This window comes from Actinopolymorpha sp. B11F2, assembly GCF_040195635.1.
Taxonomy (GTDB): domain Bacteria; phylum Actinomycetota; class Actinomycetes; order Propionibacteriales; family Actinopolymorphaceae; genus Thermasporomyces.
In genome coordinates, this window is record NZ_JBEFTX010000017.1 from 138095 (window position 1) to 157470 (window position 19376).

The following is a 19376-nucleotide window of genomic DNA, read 5'->3' on the forward strand; positions in this document are numbered from 1 at the left end:
ACGTACGTCCACCTTCCCCGCACCCTGTTATACAGTATTCCAAAGAAGATTGGAGGAACGTCGATGGCTGACCGTACGGCGAAGGCGACGCTTCTCGACGCGTTCGCCCGCGTGGGCAAGGCGCTGGGCAGCGGCAAGCGCCTCGAGTTGCTGGACCTGCTCGCCCAGGGCGAGCGGACCGTCGAGGCGCTCGCCCGGGCCGCCGATCTGGGACTGACCACGACATCGGCGCACCTGCAGACGCTCAGGCAGGCCAACCTGGTGGCGACCCGGCGGGAGGGCACCAAGATCCACTACCGGCTCGCCGGCGCCGACGTCGCCGCGCTGCTTGCACTCCTCCGGGTTGTGGCGCGCGATCGGCTACCCGACGTGGAGGCCGCACGGGCGGCATATCTGGGACCGGACACCGAGCAGGTCACCAGGGCCGAGCTGTTACGTCGGGTCGAGGCAGCTGACGTGGTCGTGCTCGACGTACGGCCCCGGGAGGAGTACGACGCGGGCCACATCCCCGGCGCCGTCTCCATCCCCGTGGAGGACCTGGCCGACAGGCTCGCCGACATCCCGGTGGACCAGGATGTCGTTGCGTACTGTCGCGGCGCCTTCTGCGTCATGGCGCACGATGCGGTCCGGCTGCTGTCCAGCCGTGGGCGGCGGGCCCGCCGACTCGCCGACGGGATGCTCGAATGGCGGCTTGCGGACCTGCCGGTCGCCACGGCTCCGAGGTGCTGAGGCCGCGGCGGCTGCCTGGCCCACAGAGGTGAACGAAAGGGACGTCTTCCGGTCACTACGCCTGGGTCGGGGTGGCGGTGCCGACGATGTGGAACGACGTCGGGATCCGGGCGTCAGGAAAGCGGAACCTCTCGAGTTTGTCGACGGAGAAACCGGCGCCTTCGATGGCGGCGATGGTGTCGCGGCCGGTGCGGCAGCCGCCCGCCAGCCGGGGCCAGATGGTGGCGTCGAGGACACGCTGGAGTCGCGCCATGCCTTGCGTGTCCGCGCGAACGTGTTCGAGGAACCGCAGCTGTCCGCTGGATGTGAGGACGCGACGGATCTCGCCCAGCGCTTTGGCCTGGTCGCGGACCGAGCACAGCACGAGTGAGACGACAACGGTGTCGGCACTGCCGTCGCCGGCGGGGAGGTGCTCGGCGAGTCCGTCGGCGACCTCCACCCGGACCGGCGCTCGGGCGGCGGCGCTGGAGGCGAGGCGTCGTAGGTGCGGTTCTGGTTCCACCGCCAGGACCCTGGAGACGCCAGCCGGATAATGCGCGAAGTTTCGGCCGTCGCCGGCGCCGACTTCGACCACGACGCCGCTCGCGTCCTCGAGCAGCGCGTGCCGATGCTCGGCTATGCCGCCGCGGTCCATCGCGGCACTCATCGCCGGGTAGAGCCGCGCGAAGATCGGGTGGTGGACTGCCACGGTGTTCACCAGGTCACCGGCAGTTCGACGAGCCCGCCGGTGAGAACGTCCTGGCGTACCCGCAGTGTCTCCACGCCGACGGCCAGCCGCATGGTCGGGAACCGGGGAAGAAGCTGGGCGAACACCGCCTGCAGCTCGATCCGCGCCAGGGGCGCGCCGATGCAGTAGCGGGCTCCGTGGCCGAAGGTGAGGTGCGCGGCCGCCTGACGACTGACGTCCGCCCGATCTGGGTCGGCGAAGACAGTCGGATCATGGTTGGCGGCGCCGTTGTCCAGCAGGACGAGGTCGCCGGCCCGGACAGCGACACCGTCGATCTCCAGGTCGGTTCGTGCGTAGCGGGGGATGCCGGTGCCGCCCTTGCCGGGTGCCCGCAGGATCTCCTCGACGGCGTTCGAGGTGAGACTCGGATCGTCGAGCAGGGCCCGCCACTGGTCGGGGTTGGCGAGCAACAGCAGGGCGCCCAAACCGATCTGGACCACGGTGGTCTCGTGGCCGGCGAACAGCAACGCCATCGACAGGCCCGCCGCCTCGTCGTCCGAGACGCCATCGGTGGCGCACAGCCTTGAGATCACGTCGTCGCCGGGATGCCGACGTTTGTCGGCGACCAGCCGTTTGCCGTAGCCGAACAGCTCAGCCATACCCTGCACAGAGCGGTCCCGGTCGCGCACGTTGCCGGCTGCCTGGGTCCAGGCGCGGAACTGGTCCCTGTCCTCATAGGGAATGCCGAGCAACTCGCAGATCACCAGGATCGGCAACGGAAGGGCCAGGGCAGCGACCAGATCCACCGGGGGAGCTTTCCCGGCCATCTCGTCCAGCAACTGGGTGACCAGGGCCTCGACCCGTGGTCGCAGGGAACGCATGTGCCTGGGGGAGAAGTGCGGCTGGAGCAGCGAACGCATCCGCGCATGGTCGACTGCCTCCGTGGCGAAGTTGCCCAGCGGCCCGCCGAACAGCACGGACTCACCGGTGCGAGCCGCGGTCTCCGGCGTGGGATGGGACCGGCCGAGCCGGTCGTCGGCGAGCAGCCGTCGTACCTCGGCGTGGCCGGTGACCAGCCAGGCCTTGTCGCCGACCGCTGTGCGCACCCGATGCACCGTGCCGTCTGACTGCAGCGCGCGCAGAGCTGGTGCGACGTCGAGTGGATGCGTCTGCTCGAACGGCAGCTGAGCCTTCGTGTCCATGCGGCCTCCAGTGTGTATAAGTTCGATTTAACAAAGGTAGTTGTATAGTTCTGGTTCTACAAGAGGAGGCCCGACATGGCTGTCGACCGGGAAGCGGTGCGGCCAACGCCCCGACGGTTGCCCCGTGCCGAACGCAGGGAGCAGATCCTCGAGGCCGCCACCCGCGCGTTCGCCCGTGCTGGATACGCCGCCACAGGTCTCAACGACATCGCCACCGAGGCCGGCATCACCCACGTGATCCTCTACCGGCACTTCGAGTCCAAGAACGATCTCTACCGCGCCGTGCTCGACCGGGCACGCGCCCGGCTGGCCGCCACCGTGGGCACCGACAACTACGACGACACCAGCATCCCCGCGCTCCTCCGTGCCGCCGCCGCCGAACCGGACGGATTTCGGCTGCTGTTCCGCTTCGCCGCGAGGGAGCCGGAGTTCCGCGACGTGGTCGACTCCCTGCGTTCGGCGTCCACCGACATCGCTCTCCGGCACCTCTCCGCCGCGATCCCCCAAGGTCCCTGGCGCGACTGGGCGGCTCTCCTGGTGCCAACCGTCACCCTCGAAGCGGTCATAGCCTGGCTGGACGCCGGCCAGCCCGATCCCGACGCCGCCGCCGGCTGCGTCTCCCAGGCCATCCAGGGCGTGATCCAGGCCGCGCAGGGCGGCGCCAGGTCGAAAGGGTGAGGAGGCGGCGAGAGGTCGCCGACCTGTACCTATCCCGGGTACCAGACGATGCGGGGATCGTCTGGACTTCGCTGGTAGGTCCAGGCGTCCTCGATGAGGCGTTCGGTGTCGTACCGCGGCCTCCAGTCGAGCAGGAGCCGCGCTTTCGTGTTGTCCAGCCAGGTCGAGTGGTAGGGCGTCGGCACCTTGACGATGGGCAGACCGCGTGTTTCGGCGAGGTACTCCGCCACGTGCTGGTAGTTGACCGGCTCGTCCATGCAGATGTTGAACGTCTGGCCGGCGGCGGCCGGGTGTTCCAACCCAAGGGCGATCGCTTCGACAAGATCGCTGACGTGAACGAAGTTGCGCTTCAGCGGCGCGCCGTCGGCGTCCAGCGCGAGCGGGACAGCCTGCTCCGGGACGTCGCCGTCCACGAGCTCGCGCCACGCCGGTCCACCGAACTGGTCGGGACCGAACGAGAGCGTGTACCGGAAGTCGTCCCGCTCCATGATCCAGGGCGCCCGTAGACAGGTGGCGTTCAGGCCGTAGGCGATCTGGTACTGCTCGAGCATGACCTCCTCGAGGACCTTCGACAGTGCGTAACACCCTTGGTAGGCGGTGTGCCGCTGTGTCTCGGTCACCGGGCCGGGGTGTTTGTAGACGAAATGACCGACGGCGGCGTCGCCACCGACGAGGACGAACCGCTGGCTGGTCGGGCTCTCCCGCGCTTCTTCGAGCAGCCAGAACAGGCCCTTGACGGCCACGTCCATGATCTCGTCGGGCGTCTCCTTGCAGGTGGCCAGATGAACGACGTGGGTCACGTCCGCCATGGCCCGGCGGGCAGTCTCCCGGTCGGCGATTGTCCCGAAGACACATTCGACACCGGGGACATCGAGGGGTCTGTTGTGGCAGAGCGCGCGGATCTCACAGCTGCCGTGGAGCTTGTCGATGAGGGCCCGGCCCACCTTGCCGGTCGCGCCGGTGACGAGCAGCCTCATGGGGTCTTCCACTGCGGAAGGTCGAGCAGCACGCTGCCTTCGAGGCTTCCCGACAGCTCGCGTGCCCGGGCTGCGTCGAAGAACTGCGACTCGTCGAAGAGCCACGGACGCGTACCGCCAGCCGCCACATGTCGCCCCCGCAGGTCGGCGAGCATGCCCGACGCCCGGTACGACGGCCACCTGACCCCCGACTGGCAGTAGGACGCATCGACGAACCAGCGCGGGCTGTCCTCGCCGCCCGGCTTGGCGCGACGTGCGTGCCACATCCCCGAGTGCACGATCAGGACCGAACCAGGCGGCACGTCGTCGACGGTGACCATCCCCGGGAGATCGGAGTCGCCGAGGAAGGTCAGCGCGTGGCTGTCCGTGGCGAACCGGTGGGAGCCGGGCACGAAGAGCAGGTCTCCGATCGTGCCGTTGAGCCCGTTGAGGTAGAAGAACACGTGCACCATGAGGTGCGAGCGGTTGGTCTGGGGGTACTGCTCGTAATCCTGGTGCCACGACACCCCCTCCATGCCGGCGTCGTGCCGGGCCGCATGGATGTGATGGAACACGTACCGTCCACCCATGAGCTCGTCGACCATCTCGCTCACCCGTGGATGCCAGATGAGTGCGCCGATGTGCTCGTCCTCATACGCATGCCGCCGCGGTTGCGCCGACACATGCCGGTCCACGGCTGCCTTCAGCGTGTCGATTTCTGCCTTGTCAAGGAATCCAGGAAAGACGACATACCCTTGATCCTGGAATGCCTCCAGCATGTGATTCTCCTTCGGAAGCTTTCTCTTGACGGCTGAATAGTTTGTCTGGCCGACGTGATCCGGCTTTTCGCAAATCGGCGCGGTCGCAGAGCCCTTCACCTCAAGGTCAGGTTTGACGCTAGGTCGGCCCAGGTTTGCGTGTCAACGCGCGTCGACTCGACTTCCGGGACCGGCCGAATGCCACGGCTACCCACGCGTGAGAGCGGGTCTCGTGCGTCGTGTCGGAGGAGGTTCGTGCGCAGGCAGCGCCTCACCTGGCGCGTTCCCAGCCGCGACGCGGAGTTCGCGTGGGGTGGACCGCGCGTGACCGGTAGACGATATAGGGGCGGAACAGGTAGCCGACCGGTGCGGTGAACGCGTGCACGAGGCGGGTGAACGGCCACATCGCGAACAGCAGCATGCCGATCAGCGTGTGCAGCTGGAACGACTGCGGCGCTGCCGCCATCGCGCCGATGTCGGGCTGGAGCACGAACAGCGAGCGGAACCACGGCGAGACGGTCGCGCGGTAGTCGTGCTCCGCACCGACGACACCGGCGCCGAGCAGCGTCGTGGCCAGCCCGACGACGATGGCGGCGACGAGGACGACGTACATCGCCTTGTCGTTGCGGGTGGTGGCCATGAACACCGGTCCGGTCGTACGCCGACGGTAGACGAGGATGGCGATTCCGGCGAGGGTGGCGAAGCCGGCGACGCCGCCGAGCAGCAGCGCCTGGACATGGTAGGCACGCTCGGACATCCCGACCGCGGACGTCCACGAAGCCGGGATGACGAGCCCGATCACGTGGCCGACAACGACGACGAGGATGCCGAAGTGGAACAGCGGGCTGCCGATCCGCAGCAGGCGCGACTCGTAGAGCTCCGAGGACCGCGTGGTCCAGCCGAACTGGTCGTAGCGGTACCGCCAGATCGTGCCCGCCACCAGGATCGCGATCGTGACGTACGGCAGGACGCCCCAGGCCAGGATGTCGAGTGGGCTCATCGGCGGCTGGCTCCTTCCTGCGCCCCGGGCGTCGTGACCGCGAAGGGTTCCAGGCCGACGCTCTCCTGAGGCGGGCCGGTACGGGCGAGCTTCTGGGCTGCGGCTCTGTCCGCCGGCGACGGGCCGGGAAGCAGTGCGCACACAGCCTCGACGACTCCGGCGTACGCGGAACCCACGTCGCGCAAGGCGAGCCGGAGCAACTCGATACCTGCCCGGTGGTCCTGGAGCAGCGCGAGGCCGTCGGCGAGGTCCCCGGTGGCAGCGTACTCCAGGGCGACCGGCAGGTAGTCCGGGAGTTCGTTCGCCGAGAGCTCCAGACCACCGCGCCGGTAACGCTCCTTCAGCGCCGTGAGGGACTGGCCCCGCCGGCGGGTCTCACCGTCGATCCACCAGGTGAGGTAGAGGCAGCAGCGGCGGCGCCGGTCGAAGGTGGCGACGTAGTGCTCGGCGAGTTCGCGTTCGGGGGTTGCCGTGAGATGGTCGAGGAACCCGCGAAGCGCGCTTCTTGGCGTACCGTCCGGCAGCCCTGTCACGGCGGCATCGACCAACGGGACGCGGGCACGCACGTCCTCGCCGGGGTACTGCAGCAGGATCGACGCGGCCTGGCAGACCACCCGCCCGTGCTGGGAGGTCGTCATGGCCCGTCCCTCCCGTCGGTGCTGTCGCGGTGGCGGGGCGGGAACATGCCTGTGGGCATGCCCTGGCCGTCCCAGTTGAGCAGGTTGATCTGGGTCCGCTTGCGTTCGGGGTCGGCGATACCCTCGCCGGTCTGGCGGTCCTTGAGGGCGTGGAACGTCTCGACCGAGACAGGCGTCGGCCGCCCGGACGCCTCGCCGAAAGGCCCGCTTTCGTACATCCCCGGGCCACCGTCGTAGTCGAGACTGCACCCGATCTCCTCGAGCTGGCGGCCTTCGACCTCGTACGCCGTGGGAATCACGTAGCGCTCGTCGTACTTCGCGATGGCCAACAGCCGGTAGAGGGCGGCGAGCTCCGCGCCGGTGCTGCCAGCCGCCGTCGCGATGGACTCGTCCGGCACGTCACCGAGGTTGATCGCCCGCATGTACGCGCGCATGGCGGACAGCTTCTGCAGCACCCGCCGCACCGGCGCGGGATCGCCGGCGGTGAACAGTTCCGCGAGGTACTCGATCGGGATACGCATCGCGTCGATGGCGCCGAACAGGTTGTCGACGTCCTCGCCGTCGTGGCCGGTCTCGGCGAGCGCGTCGACGACGGGTGAGAGCGGCGGGACGTACCACACCATCGGCATCGTCCGGAACTCCGGATGCAGCGGCAGCGCCACGCGGTAGTCCTTCGCCAGCGCGTAGACGGGAGAGCGCTGGGCCGCGGTGATCCAGTCCTCGGCGATGCCGTCGCGCCGGGCGGCGGCCACCACGTCCGGGTCGTTCGGATCGAGGAGCACGTCGAGCTGGGCGGCGTACAGCTCCTTCTCGTCGGCGACGGACGCCGCCTCGGTCACCCGGTCGGCGTCGTAGAGGAACAGCCCGATGTAGCGCAACCGGCCCACGCAGGTCTCCGAGCACACCGTCGGCTGGCCCACCTCGACCCGGGGATAGCAGAACGTGCACTTCTCCGCCTTGCCGGTGCGGTGGTTGAAGTAGACCTTCTTGTACGGACAGCCGGTCACGCACATCCGCCAACCGCGGCACCTGTCCTGGTCGACCAGCACGATGCCGTCCTCGGCCCGTTTGTACATCGCGCCGGACGGGCACGACGCCACGCACGACGGGTTGAGGCAGTGCTCGCAGATCCGCGGCAGGTAGAACATGAAGGTTCGCTCGTACTCGAGGCGGATCTTGTCCTCAGCCTGTTTGCGTACCCGTTCCACGATCGGGTCGGCGTCTGCCACCTCCGCGCCCCCGCCGAGGCTGTCGTCCCAGTTCGCGCTCCATTCCACCTGCATCGGCTCGCCGGAGATCAGTGACTTGGGTTGGGCGACCGGAAAGTCGTCGCCGAGAGGCGCGTTGGTGAGGTTCTCGTAGTCATAGGTCCAGGGCTCGTAGTAGTCGCGGATGTTCGGCAGCACCGGGTTGGCGAAGATGGTGAGCAGCTTGCGGAACCGGCCGCCGGCCTTGAGCTTCAGCCGGCCGCTCTTCGTACGCACCCAGCCGCCCTTCCACCGGTCCTGGTCCTGGTAGCGCCGCGGGTAGCCCTGACCGGGCCGGGTCTCGACGTTGTTGAACCAGACGTACTCCACGCCGCTGCGGTTGGTCCACGCCTGTTTGCAGGTCACCGAGCAGGTGTGGCAGCCGATGCACTTGTCGAGGTTCATCACCATGGCGAGCTGGGCCATGCACCGCCCGATCGGGCGCCTGCCGGTCGGGCCGGACGGGGTTGTCGACGCGGCCATCAGTACGTCACCTCCTGGCTGCGGCGGCGGACCACGGTCACTTCGTCGCGCTGGTTGCCGGTGGGCCCGAGGTAGTTGAACGCGAACGACAGTTGGGCGTACCCGCCGATCAGGTGCGTGGGCTTGATGAGGATTCGGGTGAGGGAGTTGTGGATGCCGCCGCGCCGGCCGCTCGCCTCGGCGATCGGCACGTTCACGACCCGCTCCTGCGCGTGGTAGACGAAGACGGTGCCGGTGGGCATGCGGTGGGTGACGATCGCCCGGAGGGCCATGACGCCGTTGCGGTTGACCAGCTCCACCCAGTCGTTGTCCCGGACGCCAATGGCGTCGGCGTCGGCGCGGCTCATCCAGACGGTGGGGCCGCCGCGGGACAGCGAGAGCATGAGCAGGTTGTCCTGGTACTCGGAGTGGATCGACCACTTCGAGTGCGGGGTCAGATAGCGCACCACGACCTGCTTCTGGCCGTCCGGACCCAGGGCGGGTTCACCGCTGTGCTCATGGTCGGCTCGCCGGGGCTCGCCGCTGTGCTCATGGTCGGCTCGCCGGGGCTCGCCGCTGTGCTCATGGTCGGCTCGCCGGGGCTCGCCGAACAACCCCGACATGTCCAGCGGCGGGCGGTAGATCGGCAGGGCCTCGCCGAACTCGTGCATCCAGTCGTGGTCGAGGAAGAGGTGCATCCGCCCGGTGAGGGTGTGCCAGGGCTTGTGTTCCTCGACGTTCGTCGTGAACGCCGCATAGCGCCGGCCGCCGGTCTCGCTTCCCGACCATTCCGGGCTGGTGATGACCGGCACGGGATGGGCCTGGGTGTCGGCGAAGCTGATCCGGCGTTCCTCGCTGCCCTCGGCGAGGTGGGCGAGCGGCTTGCCGACCCGGCGTTCCATCGCGCGGAAGCCCTGGACGGCGAGGCGGCCGTTCGTGGTTGCGGAAAGGGCAAGGATCGCCTCGGCCATCTTGGCGTCGGTGTCGAGTGCCGGTCTCCCGTCGCCCGCGCCGCCGAGCATCACGCCGCACGCCTTGCGCAGGTGCTCCACCTCGGCGTCTGGCTGGAACGTCACACCCTTGGTCACCAGGCCCAGCGTCTCGGTGAGTGGGCCGAGCGCCGCCAGCTTGTCCGCGACCGCGGGATAGTCCCGCTCCACGACGGTGAACGCCGGCATCGTCCGTCCGGGCACGGGCGCGGGCCCACCGGCCCGCCAGTCGCGGACCACGCCGCCCGGCTGTCCCGTCTCGGCTGGCGTGTCGTGCTGCAGGGCGGTGGCCACGACATCCTTGCGTACGCCCAGATGGGTCTTCGCCAGCTCACTGAACCGCCGCGCGATCGCGGTGAACGCCGCGAAGTCCGAGCGGGTCTCCCACGGCGGGTCGATCGCGGGGGTGAACGCATGGACGAACGGATGCATGTCCGTCGAGGACAGGTCGTGCTTCTCGTACCACGTCGCCGCCGGCAGCACCACGTCGGCGAGCAGCGTCGAGCTGGTCATCCGGAAGTCGAGCGCGAGCAGCAGATCGAGCTTGCCCTCGGGTGCCTCGTCCCGCCAGGTGACGTCGCGGGGGCGGCGGTCGGGCGGGGTCTCCTCCGCTCGCAGGCTGGAGTGGGTGCCGAGCAGGTGCTTGAGGAAGTACTCGTTGCCCTTGCTCGACGACCCGAGCAGGTTGGCCCGCCACAGGGTGAGACACCGCGGCCAGTTCTCCGGCGCGTCCGGGTCGTCACAGGCGAACCGCAGGTCACCGGCCGCCAGCTTCTCCGCGACGTACGCCGGGACGTCCGCGCCCGCCTTCACCGCATCGTCGGCCAGGTCGAGCGGGTTGGCGTCGAACTGTGGGTGCGACGGCATCCAGCCCAACCGCGCGGACAACGCCAACGTGTCGGCCGTGTGCATGCCAGCCAGGTCACCGCGTGCCAGCGGCGAGGTCAGCGCGTCGGCCCGGTAGCCGTCGTAGCGCCACTGGTCGGTGTGGGTGTACCAGTACGCCGTCCCGATCGCCTGCCGCGGCGGTCGCTGCCAGTCGGTCGCGCCCGCGAGCGCCGCCCAGCCCGTCACCGGGCGGCACTTCTCCTGGCCGACGTAGTGCGCCCACCCGCCGCCGTTGCGGCCCATCGCCCCGGTGAGCAGGAGCAGTGCGAGCATCGCCCGGTAGGTCGCGTCGCCGTGGAACCACTGGCAGACGCCCGCACCCATGATGATCATCGTCCGGCCGCCGGACTTCTCCGCGCTGCGGGCCATCTCCCTCGCGACCTGCGTCGCGGTCTGTGCCGGCACCGAGGTCAGCGGCTCCTGCCAGGCCGGAGTGTACGGCTGCGAGGCGTCGTCGTAGCCGGTCGGCCAGACACCCGGCAGGCCGTCGCGGTGAACGCCGTACTGCGCGAGCATCAGGTCGAAGACCGTCGTCACCAACCGCCCACCCACCCTGCGTGTCGGCACGCCCCGGTGGAGTATCCCGCTCTGCCTCCCCTCGGCACGCCCCGGACCATCGGCGGTGTCGGTGTTCGTCTCGAGATCGAAGCGGGGGAGGAGCACCTCCACGTTGTCCGCGCCGTCACCGAGCAGCGTCAACCGTGGAGCGACGCCATCGAGGTCGAGGTTCCAACGCCCGGTACCTGCGTTGGTCCACCGGTCACCGAGGGTGCCGTTCGGCACCACCGGTTCGTTCGTACGCCCGTCGATGAGCACGGTCCGCCACTCCGCGCCCTCGATGTCGGCAGCGGGGTGGCCGCCAAGGTCGGAGGCCCGCAGCAGCTTGTCAGGGACATAGCCGCCGCGCCGTCCCTTGAGCGTCACCAGAAACGGCAGGTCCGTGTAGCGCTGGACGAAGTCGACGAAGAACGGCACCCGGCGTTCGACGAAGCACTCGCGGAGGATCACGTGACCCAGAGCCATCGCCAGCGCTCCGTCCGTGCCCGGCTGTGCCGGCAGCCAGGTGTCGGCGAACTTCGTGTTGTCGGCATAGTCCGGCGAGACGACGACCACCTTCTGGCCGCGATAGCGCGCCTCCGCCATCCAGTGCGCGTCCGGGGTGCGGGTGACGGGGACGTTGGAACCCCACATGAGGAGGTACGCGGCGTTCCACCAGTCGCCGGACTCCGGCACGTCGGTCTGGTCACCGAAGACCTGAGGCGAGGCGACGGGCAGATCGGCGTACCAGTCGTAGAACGACGTCATCACGCCACCGATCAACTCGATGAAGCGCGACCCGATCGCGTGGGAGACCATCGACATCGCCGGGATCGGCGAGAAACCGGCGATCCGGTCGGGCCCGTACGCCTTGATCGTGTGCACGTGCGCGGCGGCCACCATCTCGACCGCCTCGTCCCAGGACACGCGTACGTGACCGCCCTTGCCGCGCGCCCGCTGGTACCGGCGACGCCGTTCGGGGTCGCCGACCACCTCGGCCCACGCGCGCACCGGGTCGCCCAGGCGGGCCTTCGCCTCGCGGTACAGCTCGACCAGCACACCCCGGGCGTACGGAAACCGCACCCGGGTCGGCGAGTAGGTGTACCACGAGAACGCCGCACCTCGCGGACAGCCACGCGGCTCGTACTCCGGAGAATCCGGACCCACCGACGGATAGTCCGTCTGCTGGCTCTCCCAGGTGATGATGCCGTCCTTGACGTACACCTTCCACGAACATGAGCCCGTGCAGTTCACGCCGTGCGTCGACCGCACCACCTTGTCGTGGCTCCACCGGTCGCGGTAGAAGACGTCACCCTCCCGGCCGCCGGCCCGGTAGACCGCACGCAGGTCCGGTGAGGTCTCCCGGCGGGTGAAGAAACGACCGGCCCGTAGCAACGCGTCGGCCGCCGGACCGTCGGTGCCGCGGCGGTGTGCTGTGCTGCCATCGGTACCACGGTGCGCCGGAACAGTCCTACCGTCAGTCATGGATGCCACCTCGCCTACGCGGGCCGACTGGCTTGCCAAGCTACCTTTGCACGGAGGCGACCGTGGGCAAACGACCCGTCGTCCGTGGGTTTTCGCGGGTACGAACAGTGCGACGTGGTCGTCCGCGTCCATCGGGACGTCTGGGCACCGCCGTCCCCGCCCATCGGCAGCCGCCGTCCCACCCATCGGGCTCGAGAGGAGACCAGCGATGAGCTGGAGCACCGCGCAGCCAGCCGGAGATGCCGCCCGGTCCCAGCGGACCCGAATGCTCGTCCTCGCGACGGTCGGCTTCGCGGTCTCCTTCTGGGCGTGGGCACTGCTGGCACCCCTGGGCGCCACGTTGCGAGCCGAGCTGTCGCTCAGCTCGTTCCAGCAGGCCCTGGTCGTGGCCGTTCCGGTGATCATCGGCTCGCTCGGCCGGATCCCCGTCGGCGCGCTCACCGACCGCCTCGGCGCCCGCCGGATGTTCCCCGCCGTCGCCGCCCTGACGATCCTTCCGGTGCTCTACCTCGGCCACCTCGCGGACTCGTTCGCTGGGGTGCTCGCGGGTGGGTTCTTCCTCGGTCTGGGCGGCACCACGTTCGCGATCGGCGTGCCGTTCGTCAACGCGTGGTACCCGCCCGCCCGGCGCGGCCTGGCGATCGGAATCTTCGGGATGGGCACCGGCGGCACCGCCCTCGCCGCCTTCACGACCGTGCAGCTGGCCGACGCGGTGGGCCCGAGTTTCCCGTTCTCGTTGGTCGCCGTGGTGCTGGGGGTGTACGCCGTGGTCGCGTACGTCCTGCTGCGTGACAACCCGTCCCGTACCGTCGTGACCGGCTCACTCGTCGCGCGCATCGGATCGACCCTCCGGCTGGTCGAGACCTGGCAACTCTCTTTCCTCTACGCCGCGGCGTTCGGCGGGTTCGTCGCGTTCAGCGTCTATCTGCCCACCTACCTCGTCACCGCCTATGACCTGCAGCGCTCCGACGCGGGCCTGCGCACGGCGGGCTTCGTCGTCGTCGCCGTCCTCATGCGACCTGTCGGTGGATGGCTGGCGGACCGGATCGGTGCGGTGCCCGTCCTCGCGTGGGGGTACGCGGTCGTGGCCGTGCTCGCTCTCGTCGCCGCGTTCGAACCGCCGCTGATCCCGGTCGGCACAGTCGCCTTCCTCGGCATGGCCGCCGCCCTCGGATCATCCTCTGGTGCGGTGTTCGCACTCGTTGCCCAGGTCGTGCCACCGGAGCGGGTCGGCGCGGTCACCGGCGTCGTCGGTGCCGCCGGTGGCCTCGGTGGCTTCTTCCCGCCACTCGTCATGGGCGCGGTCTACGGCCTCGCCCTCGACTACACCTGGGGATACGGCCTCCTCGCCCTCACCGCCGCGCTGGCCTGCACGTTCACCGCCACCGCCGTGCGCCGCCGCGTGTCGACCGTCCCCCAGTGACAGGGCTCCGCGACTCCGGCTCTGCTTTGTCGCGAGCTGTCGCGAGGATTTCGTCGGCGCGTTTTTCCCAGCCGCTTTCATAACGCACATTCCAGGCCCCTCGCGAGGCCCGAATAGTGCAAGACACAGGCGAGTGATCAGTCCTTCATGGTACGAAGGAATCGGGCTCGCCGGCATGAGCAATTCCTCTGTCGGCAGCAACTCGGGCACACCGTGGTGATATTCATTTCTGCACTGAGGGCACGGTGATCAGTCATGTGGTTGCTGAGACTTCCAGGGGTGTACGCACCGCAGCACGACACGCGATTGCTTGTCGAGTCGCTGTGGCGCGAGTCGGTGTCTGACTACGCGAGTGTCCTCGACATCTGCACGGGTACGGGTGCAATTGCGGTCGCGGCGGCCCGCGGCGGAGCGAAGAATGTCACCGCCGTCGACATTTCCCGGCGTGCGGTCTGGACAGCCCGGGCCAATGCGTTCTTCTGTCGCCTTCCGCTCGAGGTACGCCGGGGGCATCTGCTCGATCCCGTCCTGGACGAACGCTTCAGTCTGGTCCTGGCAAATCCGCCGTACGTGCCGACGCGAACCGTGAGGTCGTGGACGGACGGTCGCCGGCAGCAGTCCTCCCCTCGCTGGGACGCGGGACCTGACGGTCGGGCCGTCCTCGATCCGCTGTGCGCGATGGTGCCTCGTGTGCTCACGCCGTCCGGAATTCTGTTGCTCGTCCAGTCCGCGTTGTGCGGCGTGGACAGGACCATCCGTCAGCTGCGGGAGGCGGGCCTTCATGCCCGTGTCCGCGACCGGTTGAAGGTGCCGTTCGGGCCGGTGATGAGCCGACGGGCGCGCTGGCTCGAACAACAGGGCTACATCCGCCAGGGACAACGAGATGATGAGTTGGTCGTGATCCGTGCCAGCCGAGAGTGAGTCGATCGGCCGCGACGCGCCAGGTCGCGATGAGTCCGGTCGTGACTGGCATCGTCGCGACCAAGCGTGTCGCGATCGGCCTTGCCAGTGTCGCGATCGGCCTTGCCAGTGTCGCGATCGGCCTTGCCAGTGTCGCGACTGTCGACATCACGACTGGGAACATCGCGCGGTCAGGATCGTGCCCGATGGCCCGATCCTGATCGAGGGACCCGTGGAACTCGTCCATGACGAAGGCATCGTGCGGTCCGACCGCTTCATCGTGGCCGTATGCACGTGCCGACGGAGCAGCACCTATCCCCTCTGCGACACGAGCCATCGACGTCGCAGCCGCGGGCGGCGGGACAGGGGCGCCTAGCCCGTTGTCCGCAAGGACGAATGGCCGCGGTCCCAGGAAGTCAGCAGGTGCGCGGTGACCCTGCCCTCGAGCCATGTCGTCGCGTCGATGCCGAAGACGATCGAGGGACCGAGGTCAGGTTCGCGGCTCACCAGGTCGCCGATGACATCGTGACGCATCACCTGCTCATGCACGGCGTCGGCCTCGACGTGTTCGAGGTAGAAGGTCAGGCAGGCGTCCGGGGCTCCCAGTCGTCCAAGGGCCTGGGTCATCCGGCGGGCGCTCGGCGCCGTCGTGATCTCGGCCGCCGCGAAGTGCCCGACCAGTGCTCCCCGGAGCGAACGATGCAGGCCGAGCAAGGACATGAGGTTCACGGTTGCGATCATCTCTGCCGGGGCGGCGTCGAGGTAGTAGCCGTAGCGCGTATCGAGATCGAGACCCGCCATGAGATCTGCGAAGAGCTGGGAATGTGCACGGGCTGGCCGTCCGGCACCGAACTCGTCGTACTCGACAGCCACCAGGGATGCTTTCGCCTGGCCGGTCAGGCGAGGGATGACCCAGGCATGCGGGTCGGCCTCCTTCAGGTGATAGAGCGACCGCATGGCGATGTGCTCGCGGAGCTGCCACATCTCACCAATGTCCCTCAGATGCTGGGAAACTCCTTCGGCTTCGAGCGGCTCGGCCAGAAGTGGTTCGAGCGCCTGTCCGATGTCACCACTGGGAACGACGTCCCGGTGCAGTGCCGTGAGAAACGTGCGCTCCATCTCGCCGCGGAACCGCAACAGATCGGGATCCCATTCCCACTGCCCGTCCACACCAGCGAACGACCGATAGTGCAGTTCGTAACAGGTGTAGAGGGCGAGTTGGAGGTCGTCGCTGTAGGCATCGACCGCGACGATCGGGTCACGATCCAGGAGTGCCGACGCTCCGCCGCCGCTCAATGCCTGCGTTACCGCCGACGACAGGTGCCCGCGCGGGGTCGGAAGAACAGGCTCATGGCGAGCCGACCGCTGGGCTCCGCCTGGTGCCGGGGCCCCGGGCTCCACACCAGCCGCCGAGCCGCTCACGTGCGTCGGTCTACCCGTCACCATGGCGGGCAAACCGATGGGGGACGTCCTCCTCCCGCGCCGTCAGGTCGATGAGCATGTCGACGATCGCCATCGGTCCGGACGGGGCGACCTCTCGCTGCCGGGCCGCTCCCGTCCCGGTCCGGCGGGTCCGCTCCACCAGATCCTGGACGAGTGGGAGATCGCCGCACTCGTCCAGTTGTGTGCGTACGTGCCGAAGCAACCGGCGAAGTAGTTCCATGGCCGGGATTCTGCCGCCCTGGATGGGATCGATGGCCGGACCGCGGAGTCCATGTCGCGCGGCACTCCACATTGCGGCGGCCGCGCTCTGGTCGGAGAACTCCGGAACCTCCCGGCCGGCTTCGACATCGACAAGCGCCCGCCGGACCAGCGCCCGGGTGAGCGCCGCCTGCAGCACAGTGTCCGCGACGCTCGCGCACGCGTCGGCGACGCGGATCTCGACCGTGGGGAACCGCTGTGACGGACGCGCCAACCAGAAGGTCATGTCCGCGTCGACGAGCATTCCTGCATCGATCAGTCGTTGCAGCTCGTCCTCATAATGAGCGACCGAACGGAAGTGCGGCGGAATTCCCGCGCCGGGAAACTGCGACTGGAGAATGATCCGCCAACTGTCATACGACGTGTCGCGGCCGCGGTCAAAGGCGGAGTTTGCCGACAGGGCAAGCAGAGTGGGAAGCCACGGACGCAGCCGGTTCACCACCTGGAGGGCACTCTCCCGGTCCAGGGTTCCCACGTGGACGTGGCATCCGCACGCCTGGTACGTACGTACGGATTCGGCGTACAGCTCGGCGATGCGGGCAAAGCGGTCGCCGGCCATGACGGGCGGTGCCTTGTCGAACAGCACGGGATGGCCGACAGAAACCAGCCGCGCATCCTCCTCGAGTGCCACGCGACACAGCAGTGCCCGGAGCGTCTCGAGCTCCTTGCGGATGCCCTCTGTGGTGGCGCACGGGCTGGTGGCAGCCTCGATTTGGGTGGCGACGAGTTCGGGATGCAGTTCGGCGTGTGCAGGCAGTACGCCGGTGGCTCGGGCACGGTCGAGGACCCGCTGAGCCACCGGCGAGGGCCTTCGGGACACCGGGTCGACCAGGAGGTACTCCTCCTCGACGCCGACGGTCTCGACGACCATGGCCGCCCCTTGTCCTCATGTGCGTCGGCGTCCATCACCGCGTCGACGCGAGCACGGGGAGGGGGCGCCAAGATCTGCCTCCAGGCTTCGCCCTTGGTCGTACCCAGCCGTGGTCGCGACAAGCCACCGACACGAAAGGAGGCAAGGCCCTCGCATGACATCGTCGATGGGCCCAAGCACGTCCTTGCAGGCGTCCACGATGGCGGAACCCACGCGACCGTGTCCTGCAAGGCGGGGCGCCGGTCCGGCCGGCGACCTCGACGCCTACTCTGACGCGGCGCCGCGCTCCGACCGTGTGCCGGTGGTGCTCGCACGACCCTTCTGGGGATCATCTGGCGGGCCGTGCGAACCTAGGCTCTGATATACACCGGGCGGCTCCTCACCGCTGTCGCGGCGTGGTCTCTCGCCTTCGTCATCGGTCTTTGTCCGCGAAGCACGGCTCTCGACCGACGCGAGGCAGGCCGGCCGATCTCCATGGTCGACTCAGCTCACGACGTCGCCCCGGGGTCTACAGCCAACGCCCCCATGACATCGCAACGAGCGACCCAGACCACCGGGCCCGTGAAGGAGAGCCAATGACTCACCAGGAACCCAAGACCCGCCGTGACAGGCCGAGGCCGCGTCGTCGGTGGCTGCGCATCACCCTGTTCGCAGCCGGCGTCATTGCCGCGCTCCTCGGAGTCGTCATCGGCGGCTACATCCACCAGAACGTCACCGGCCTGGAAAACGGCATGAAGCGTGTCGCCCAGGCCGGGTTTACCGAGCGGCAGACGTCGGTGGACGGGCGCATGCTCAACTACGCCGAGGGACCAGACCGCGGTACCCCCCTCGTGATGATCCACGGCCAGGCCACGCAGTGGCAGGACCACATGCTCGTCCTGCCCGCCCTCGCGGAGAACCATCACGTCTTCGCCGTGGACGTCCCCGGGCACGGTGGCTCCGCCCGGCTCGACCCAGACCGGTACACGAACGTCCATGTGGGTGACCTGCTTGCCGACTTCATCGACGAGACGGTCGGTGAACCCGTGATTCTCTCCGGACACTCGTCCGGCGGGCTGCTCGCACTGCGGATCGCGGCTGAACGGCCGGAGCTCGTGACCGGACTTGTGCTGGAGGACCCCCCGCTGTTCTCCTCTGAGCTGCCACGCCTGCCGGAGACCACCGGAGGGCAGTCGCTGGTGCTGGCCGAGGAGTACCTGAACGCAGGCGAGCCCGGGGGCGACTTCCAGCGCTACTTCGTCGAACACGGGAGCTACTTCGAGTTCTTCGGTCCCCTCGCAGGGCCGATCGGAGACTACTCGCTGAGCTGGATCGACGATCACCCCGGGGAGCCGCTACGGATTTTCTTCCTTCCTCCTCTGGTCAACGTCTTCTTCCAAGGGTTGGTGAACTATGATCCGTCGTTCGGTGCCGCCTGGGTGCATGCGGACGGCGGCTGGTACTCCGGCTTCGACACCGAGGCGGCCCTGGGCGATGTCGACGTACCGACGACGCTGGTCCACACCAACTACTTCGAGAGCAGGGACGGTACCGCCTACGACGACGACGGAATCCTGATGGCCGCCATGGACTCCGACGACGTCGACCGCGCCCTCGAGCTGCTGCCCGAGGACACCGAATTGGTGCAGCTTCAGTCCGGCCACCTCGTCCACTTCGAGAAGCCGCAGGAGTTCGTCAACGTCATCCATGCGCTCGCCTCCCGCATTGGCGGATGACCGGAGCGGCGGCGAACTCACGTGGCGTGGAAGACGACCTCAGGATTGGTGGGTGTCGGGCATTCGGGCAGCAGCTGTGGAGTACGGGCGCACGTGCCGGTCGAACAGGTGGCCACACCACGACCCGACCTGGCCGAGGCCGGCCGGTACGCCAGCTACCGGTTGTGTTCCGACCCGTTCGGGGTTCGGGGTGGGGCGACGGCGAGTGCGGCGATGGCGATGAGGAGTGGGATCGGTGCGGTGCCGAGCAGTGCTGGCTGGTAGTCGCCGGTGAGGTCGTGGATGAGTGCGTACAGCACGGGGCCGAAGGCGCTGGAGCCGACTCCTACGGCGCTGACGATGCCACAGATGGCGCCGAGATGGAGTACGCCGAAGTAGCGGGGGAAGGTGGCTGCCTCGACGGATCGGATGCTGCCGCCGGCGGCTCCGATGGCGATGCCGAAGCCGATCGCGGACTGGTGGCTGGTGGCGACGAGGTGCTGTGTGAGCCAGTGGCGGTCACGGGTGCAACGGTGCCCTCTCGAATCGCA

Annotated in this window: 18 protein-coding genes; 7 read left to right on the forward strand and 11 right to left on the reverse strand. The window is 68.6% G+C overall.

Going from position 1 to position 19376, the window contains the following annotated elements:
* The first annotated feature begins 63 nt into the window (after nucleotides 1–63).
* Nucleotides 64–729: an ArsR/SmtB family transcription factor gene (locus ABN034_RS26575; protein ID WP_349693701.1), complete on the forward strand. Its 666-nt coding sequence runs from the start codon at nucleotides 64–66 to the stop codon at nucleotides 727–729.
* A gap of 55 nt (nucleotides 730–784) precedes the next feature.
* On the opposite strand, the gene ABN034_RS26580 is transcribed toward ABN034_RS26575, so the two are convergent.
* Nucleotides 785–1426 carry a class I SAM-dependent methyltransferase gene (locus tag ABN034_RS26580; RefSeq protein WP_349693702.1) on the reverse strand — a complete coding sequence of 214 codons (642 nt, stop codon included), beginning with the start codon at nucleotides 1424–1426 and terminating at the stop codon, nucleotides 785–787.
* Nucleotides 1423–2598 (reverse strand): cytochrome P450, encoded by a 1176-nt coding sequence (locus ABN034_RS26585; RefSeq protein ID WP_349693703.1) that lies wholly within the window; start codon nucleotides 2596–2598, stop codon nucleotides 1423–1425. The genes ABN034_RS26580 and ABN034_RS26585 overlap by 4 nt, the downstream gene beginning before the upstream one ends.
* A 75-nt stretch (nucleotides 2599–2673) precedes the next feature.
* On the opposite strand from ABN034_RS26585, the gene ABN034_RS26590 reads away from it, so the two are divergent.
* Nucleotides 2674–3276: a TetR/AcrR family transcriptional regulator gene (locus ABN034_RS26590; protein WP_349693704.1), complete on the forward strand. Its 603-nt coding sequence runs from the start codon at nucleotides 2674–2676 to the stop codon at nucleotides 3274–3276.
* A gap of 29 nt (nucleotides 3277–3305) precedes the next feature.
* On the opposite strand, the gene ABN034_RS26595 is transcribed toward ABN034_RS26590, so the two are convergent.
* The 6 genes from ABN034_RS26595 to ABN034_RS26620 form a co-directional block, all read right to left on the reverse strand.
* The gene (locus ABN034_RS26595) at nucleotides 3306–4253 is read right to left on the reverse strand and encodes an NAD-dependent epimerase/dehydratase family protein (protein WP_349693705.1); all 948 of its coding nucleotides are present in this window, start codon (nucleotides 4251–4253) and stop codon (nucleotides 3306–3308) included.
* Nucleotides 4250–5011: a phytanoyl-CoA dioxygenase family protein gene (locus ABN034_RS26600; protein ID WP_349693706.1), complete on the reverse strand. Its 762-nt coding sequence runs from the start codon at nucleotides 5009–5011 to the stop codon at nucleotides 4250–4252. Before ABN034_RS26600 ends, ABN034_RS26595 begins: the two co-directional genes overlap by 4 nt.
* Nucleotides 5012–5261: 250 nt before the next feature.
* Nucleotides 5262–5990: a respiratory nitrate reductase subunit gamma gene (gene narI / locus ABN034_RS26605; protein WP_349328789.1), complete on the reverse strand. Its 729-nt coding sequence runs from the start codon at nucleotides 5988–5990 to the stop codon at nucleotides 5262–5264.
* Nucleotides 5987–6628 (reverse strand): nitrate reductase molybdenum cofactor assembly chaperone, encoded by a 642-nt coding sequence (gene narJ / locus ABN034_RS26610; RefSeq protein WP_349693707.1) that lies wholly within the window; start codon nucleotides 6626–6628, stop codon nucleotides 5987–5989. Before narJ ends, narI begins: the two co-directional genes overlap by 4 nt.
* A complete protein-coding gene (narH, locus tag ABN034_RS26615) occupies nucleotides 6625–8358 on the reverse strand; it encodes a nitrate reductase subunit beta (RefSeq protein ID WP_502879097.1) in 1734 nt (577 codons plus the stop codon). The genes narJ and narH overlap by 4 nt, the downstream gene beginning before the upstream one ends.
* A complete protein-coding gene (locus ABN034_RS26620; RefSeq protein ID WP_349693708.1) occupies nucleotides 8358–12236 on the reverse strand; it encodes a nitrate reductase subunit alpha in 3879 nt (1292 codons plus the stop codon). The genes narH and ABN034_RS26620 overlap by 1 nt, the downstream gene beginning before the upstream one ends.
* Nucleotides 12237–12444: 208 nt before the next feature.
* Between ABN034_RS26620 and ABN034_RS26625 the strand changes: the two genes are divergently transcribed.
* From ABN034_RS26625 to ABN034_RS26640, 4 genes are all read left to right on the forward strand, one after another.
* Nucleotides 12445–13659, forward strand: a complete 1215-nt coding sequence (locus ABN034_RS26625; RefSeq protein ID WP_349693709.1) for an MFS transporter — start codon at nucleotides 12445–12447, stop codon at nucleotides 13657–13659.
* A 255-nt stretch (nucleotides 13660–13914) separates the two neighbouring features.
* Nucleotides 13915–14580: a HemK2/MTQ2 family protein methyltransferase gene (locus tag ABN034_RS26630; RefSeq protein ID WP_349693710.1), complete on the forward strand. Its 666-nt coding sequence runs from the start codon at nucleotides 13915–13917 to the stop codon at nucleotides 14578–14580.
* 41 nt (nucleotides 14581–14621) lie between these two features.
* The gene (locus tag ABN034_RS26635) at nucleotides 14622–14780 is read left to right on the forward strand and encodes a hypothetical protein (protein WP_349693711.1); all 159 of its coding nucleotides are present in this window, start codon (nucleotides 14622–14624) and stop codon (nucleotides 14778–14780) included.
* Between the two features lie 38 nt (nucleotides 14781–14818).
* Nucleotides 14819–14935, forward strand: coding sequence for a CDGSH iron-sulfur domain-containing protein (locus tag ABN034_RS26640; protein WP_349693735.1), 117 nt, complete (start codon nucleotides 14819–14821; stop codon nucleotides 14933–14935).
* Here the strand turns inward: ABN034_RS26640 and ABN034_RS26645 are convergent.
* Both ABN034_RS26645 and ABN034_RS26650 read right to left on the reverse strand, forming a co-directional pair.
* Nucleotides 14932–15981, reverse strand: coding sequence for an iron-containing redox enzyme family protein (locus ABN034_RS26645; RefSeq protein WP_349693712.1), 1050 nt, complete (start codon nucleotides 15979–15981; stop codon nucleotides 14932–14934). The genes ABN034_RS26640 and ABN034_RS26645 overlap by 4 nt on opposite strands.
* A gap of 10 nt (nucleotides 15982–15991) precedes the next feature.
* Nucleotides 15992–17131 carry a carboxylate-amine ligase gene (locus ABN034_RS26650; RefSeq protein ID WP_349693713.1) on the reverse strand — a complete coding sequence of 380 codons (1140 nt, stop codon included), beginning with the start codon at nucleotides 17129–17131 and terminating at the stop codon, nucleotides 15992–15994.
* Nucleotides 17132–17706: 575 nt separating this feature from the next.
* Between ABN034_RS26650 and ABN034_RS26655 the strand changes: the two genes are divergently transcribed.
* The gene (locus ABN034_RS26655) at nucleotides 17707–18846 is read left to right on the forward strand and encodes an alpha/beta fold hydrolase (RefSeq protein WP_349693714.1); all 1140 of its coding nucleotides are present in this window, start codon (nucleotides 17707–17709) and stop codon (nucleotides 18844–18846) included.
* A gap of 155 nt (nucleotides 18847–19001) precedes the next feature.
* On the opposite strand, the gene ABN034_RS26660 is transcribed toward ABN034_RS26655, so the two are convergent.
* On the reverse strand, nucleotides 19002–19145 hold the full coding sequence (locus ABN034_RS26660) for a hypothetical protein (RefSeq protein ID WP_349693715.1): 144 nt from the start codon (nucleotides 19143–19145) through the stop codon (nucleotides 19002–19004).
* Between the last annotated feature and the right edge of the window lie 231 nt (nucleotides 19146–19376).

What these genes read in the sequence shown, in the direction of transcription:
- ABN034_RS26585 (WP_349693703.1), bottom strand. Translation starts at nt 2,598, where the DNA reads ATGGACACGAAGGCTCAGCTGCCGTTCGAGCAGACGCATCCACTCGAC.
- ABN034_RS26630 (WP_349693710.1), top strand. Translation starts at nt 13,915, where the DNA reads ATGTGGTTGCTGAGACTTCCAGGGGTGTACGCACCGCAGCACGACACG.
- narI (WP_349328789.1), bottom strand. Translation starts at nt 5,990, where the DNA reads ATGAGCCCACTCGACATCCTGGCCTGGGGCGTCCTGCCGTACGTCACG.
- ABN034_RS26595 (WP_349693705.1), bottom strand. Translation starts at nt 4,253, where the DNA reads ATGAGGCTGCTCGTCACCGGCGCGACCGGCAAGGTGGGCCGGGCCCTC.
- ABN034_RS26650 (WP_349693713.1), bottom strand. Translation starts at nt 17,131, where the DNA reads ATGGTCGTCGAGACCGTCGGCGTCGAGGAGGAGTACCTCCTGGTCGAC.
- ABN034_RS26625 (WP_349693709.1), top strand. Translation starts at nt 12,445, where the DNA reads ATGAGCTGGAGCACCGCGCAGCCAGCCGGAGATGCCGCCCGGTCCCAG.
- ABN034_RS26655 (WP_349693714.1), top strand. Translation starts at nt 17,707, where the DNA reads ATGACTCACCAGGAACCCAAGACCCGCCGTGACAGGCCGAGGCCGCGT.
- ABN034_RS26590 (WP_349693704.1), top strand. Translation starts at nt 2,674, where the DNA reads ATGGCTGTCGACCGGGAAGCGGTGCGGCCAACGCCCCGACGGTTGCCC.
- ABN034_RS26600 (WP_349693706.1), bottom strand. Translation starts at nt 5,011, where the DNA reads ATGCTGGAGGCATTCCAGGATCAAGGGTATGTCGTCTTTCCTGGATTC.
- narH (WP_502879097.1), bottom strand. Translation starts at nt 8,358, where the DNA reads ATGGCCGCGTCGACAACCCCGTCCGGCCCGACCGGCAGGCGCCCGATC.
- ABN034_RS26620 (WP_349693708.1), bottom strand. Translation starts at nt 12,236, where the DNA reads ATGACTGACGGTAGGACTGTTCCGGCGCACCGTGGTACCGATGGCAGC.
- ABN034_RS26575 (WP_349693701.1), top strand. Translation starts at nt 64, where the DNA reads ATGGCTGACCGTACGGCGAAGGCGACGCTTCTCGACGCGTTCGCCCGC.
- narJ (WP_349693707.1), bottom strand. Translation starts at nt 6,628, where the DNA reads ATGACGACCTCCCAGCACGGGCGGGTGGTCTGCCAGGCCGCGTCGATC.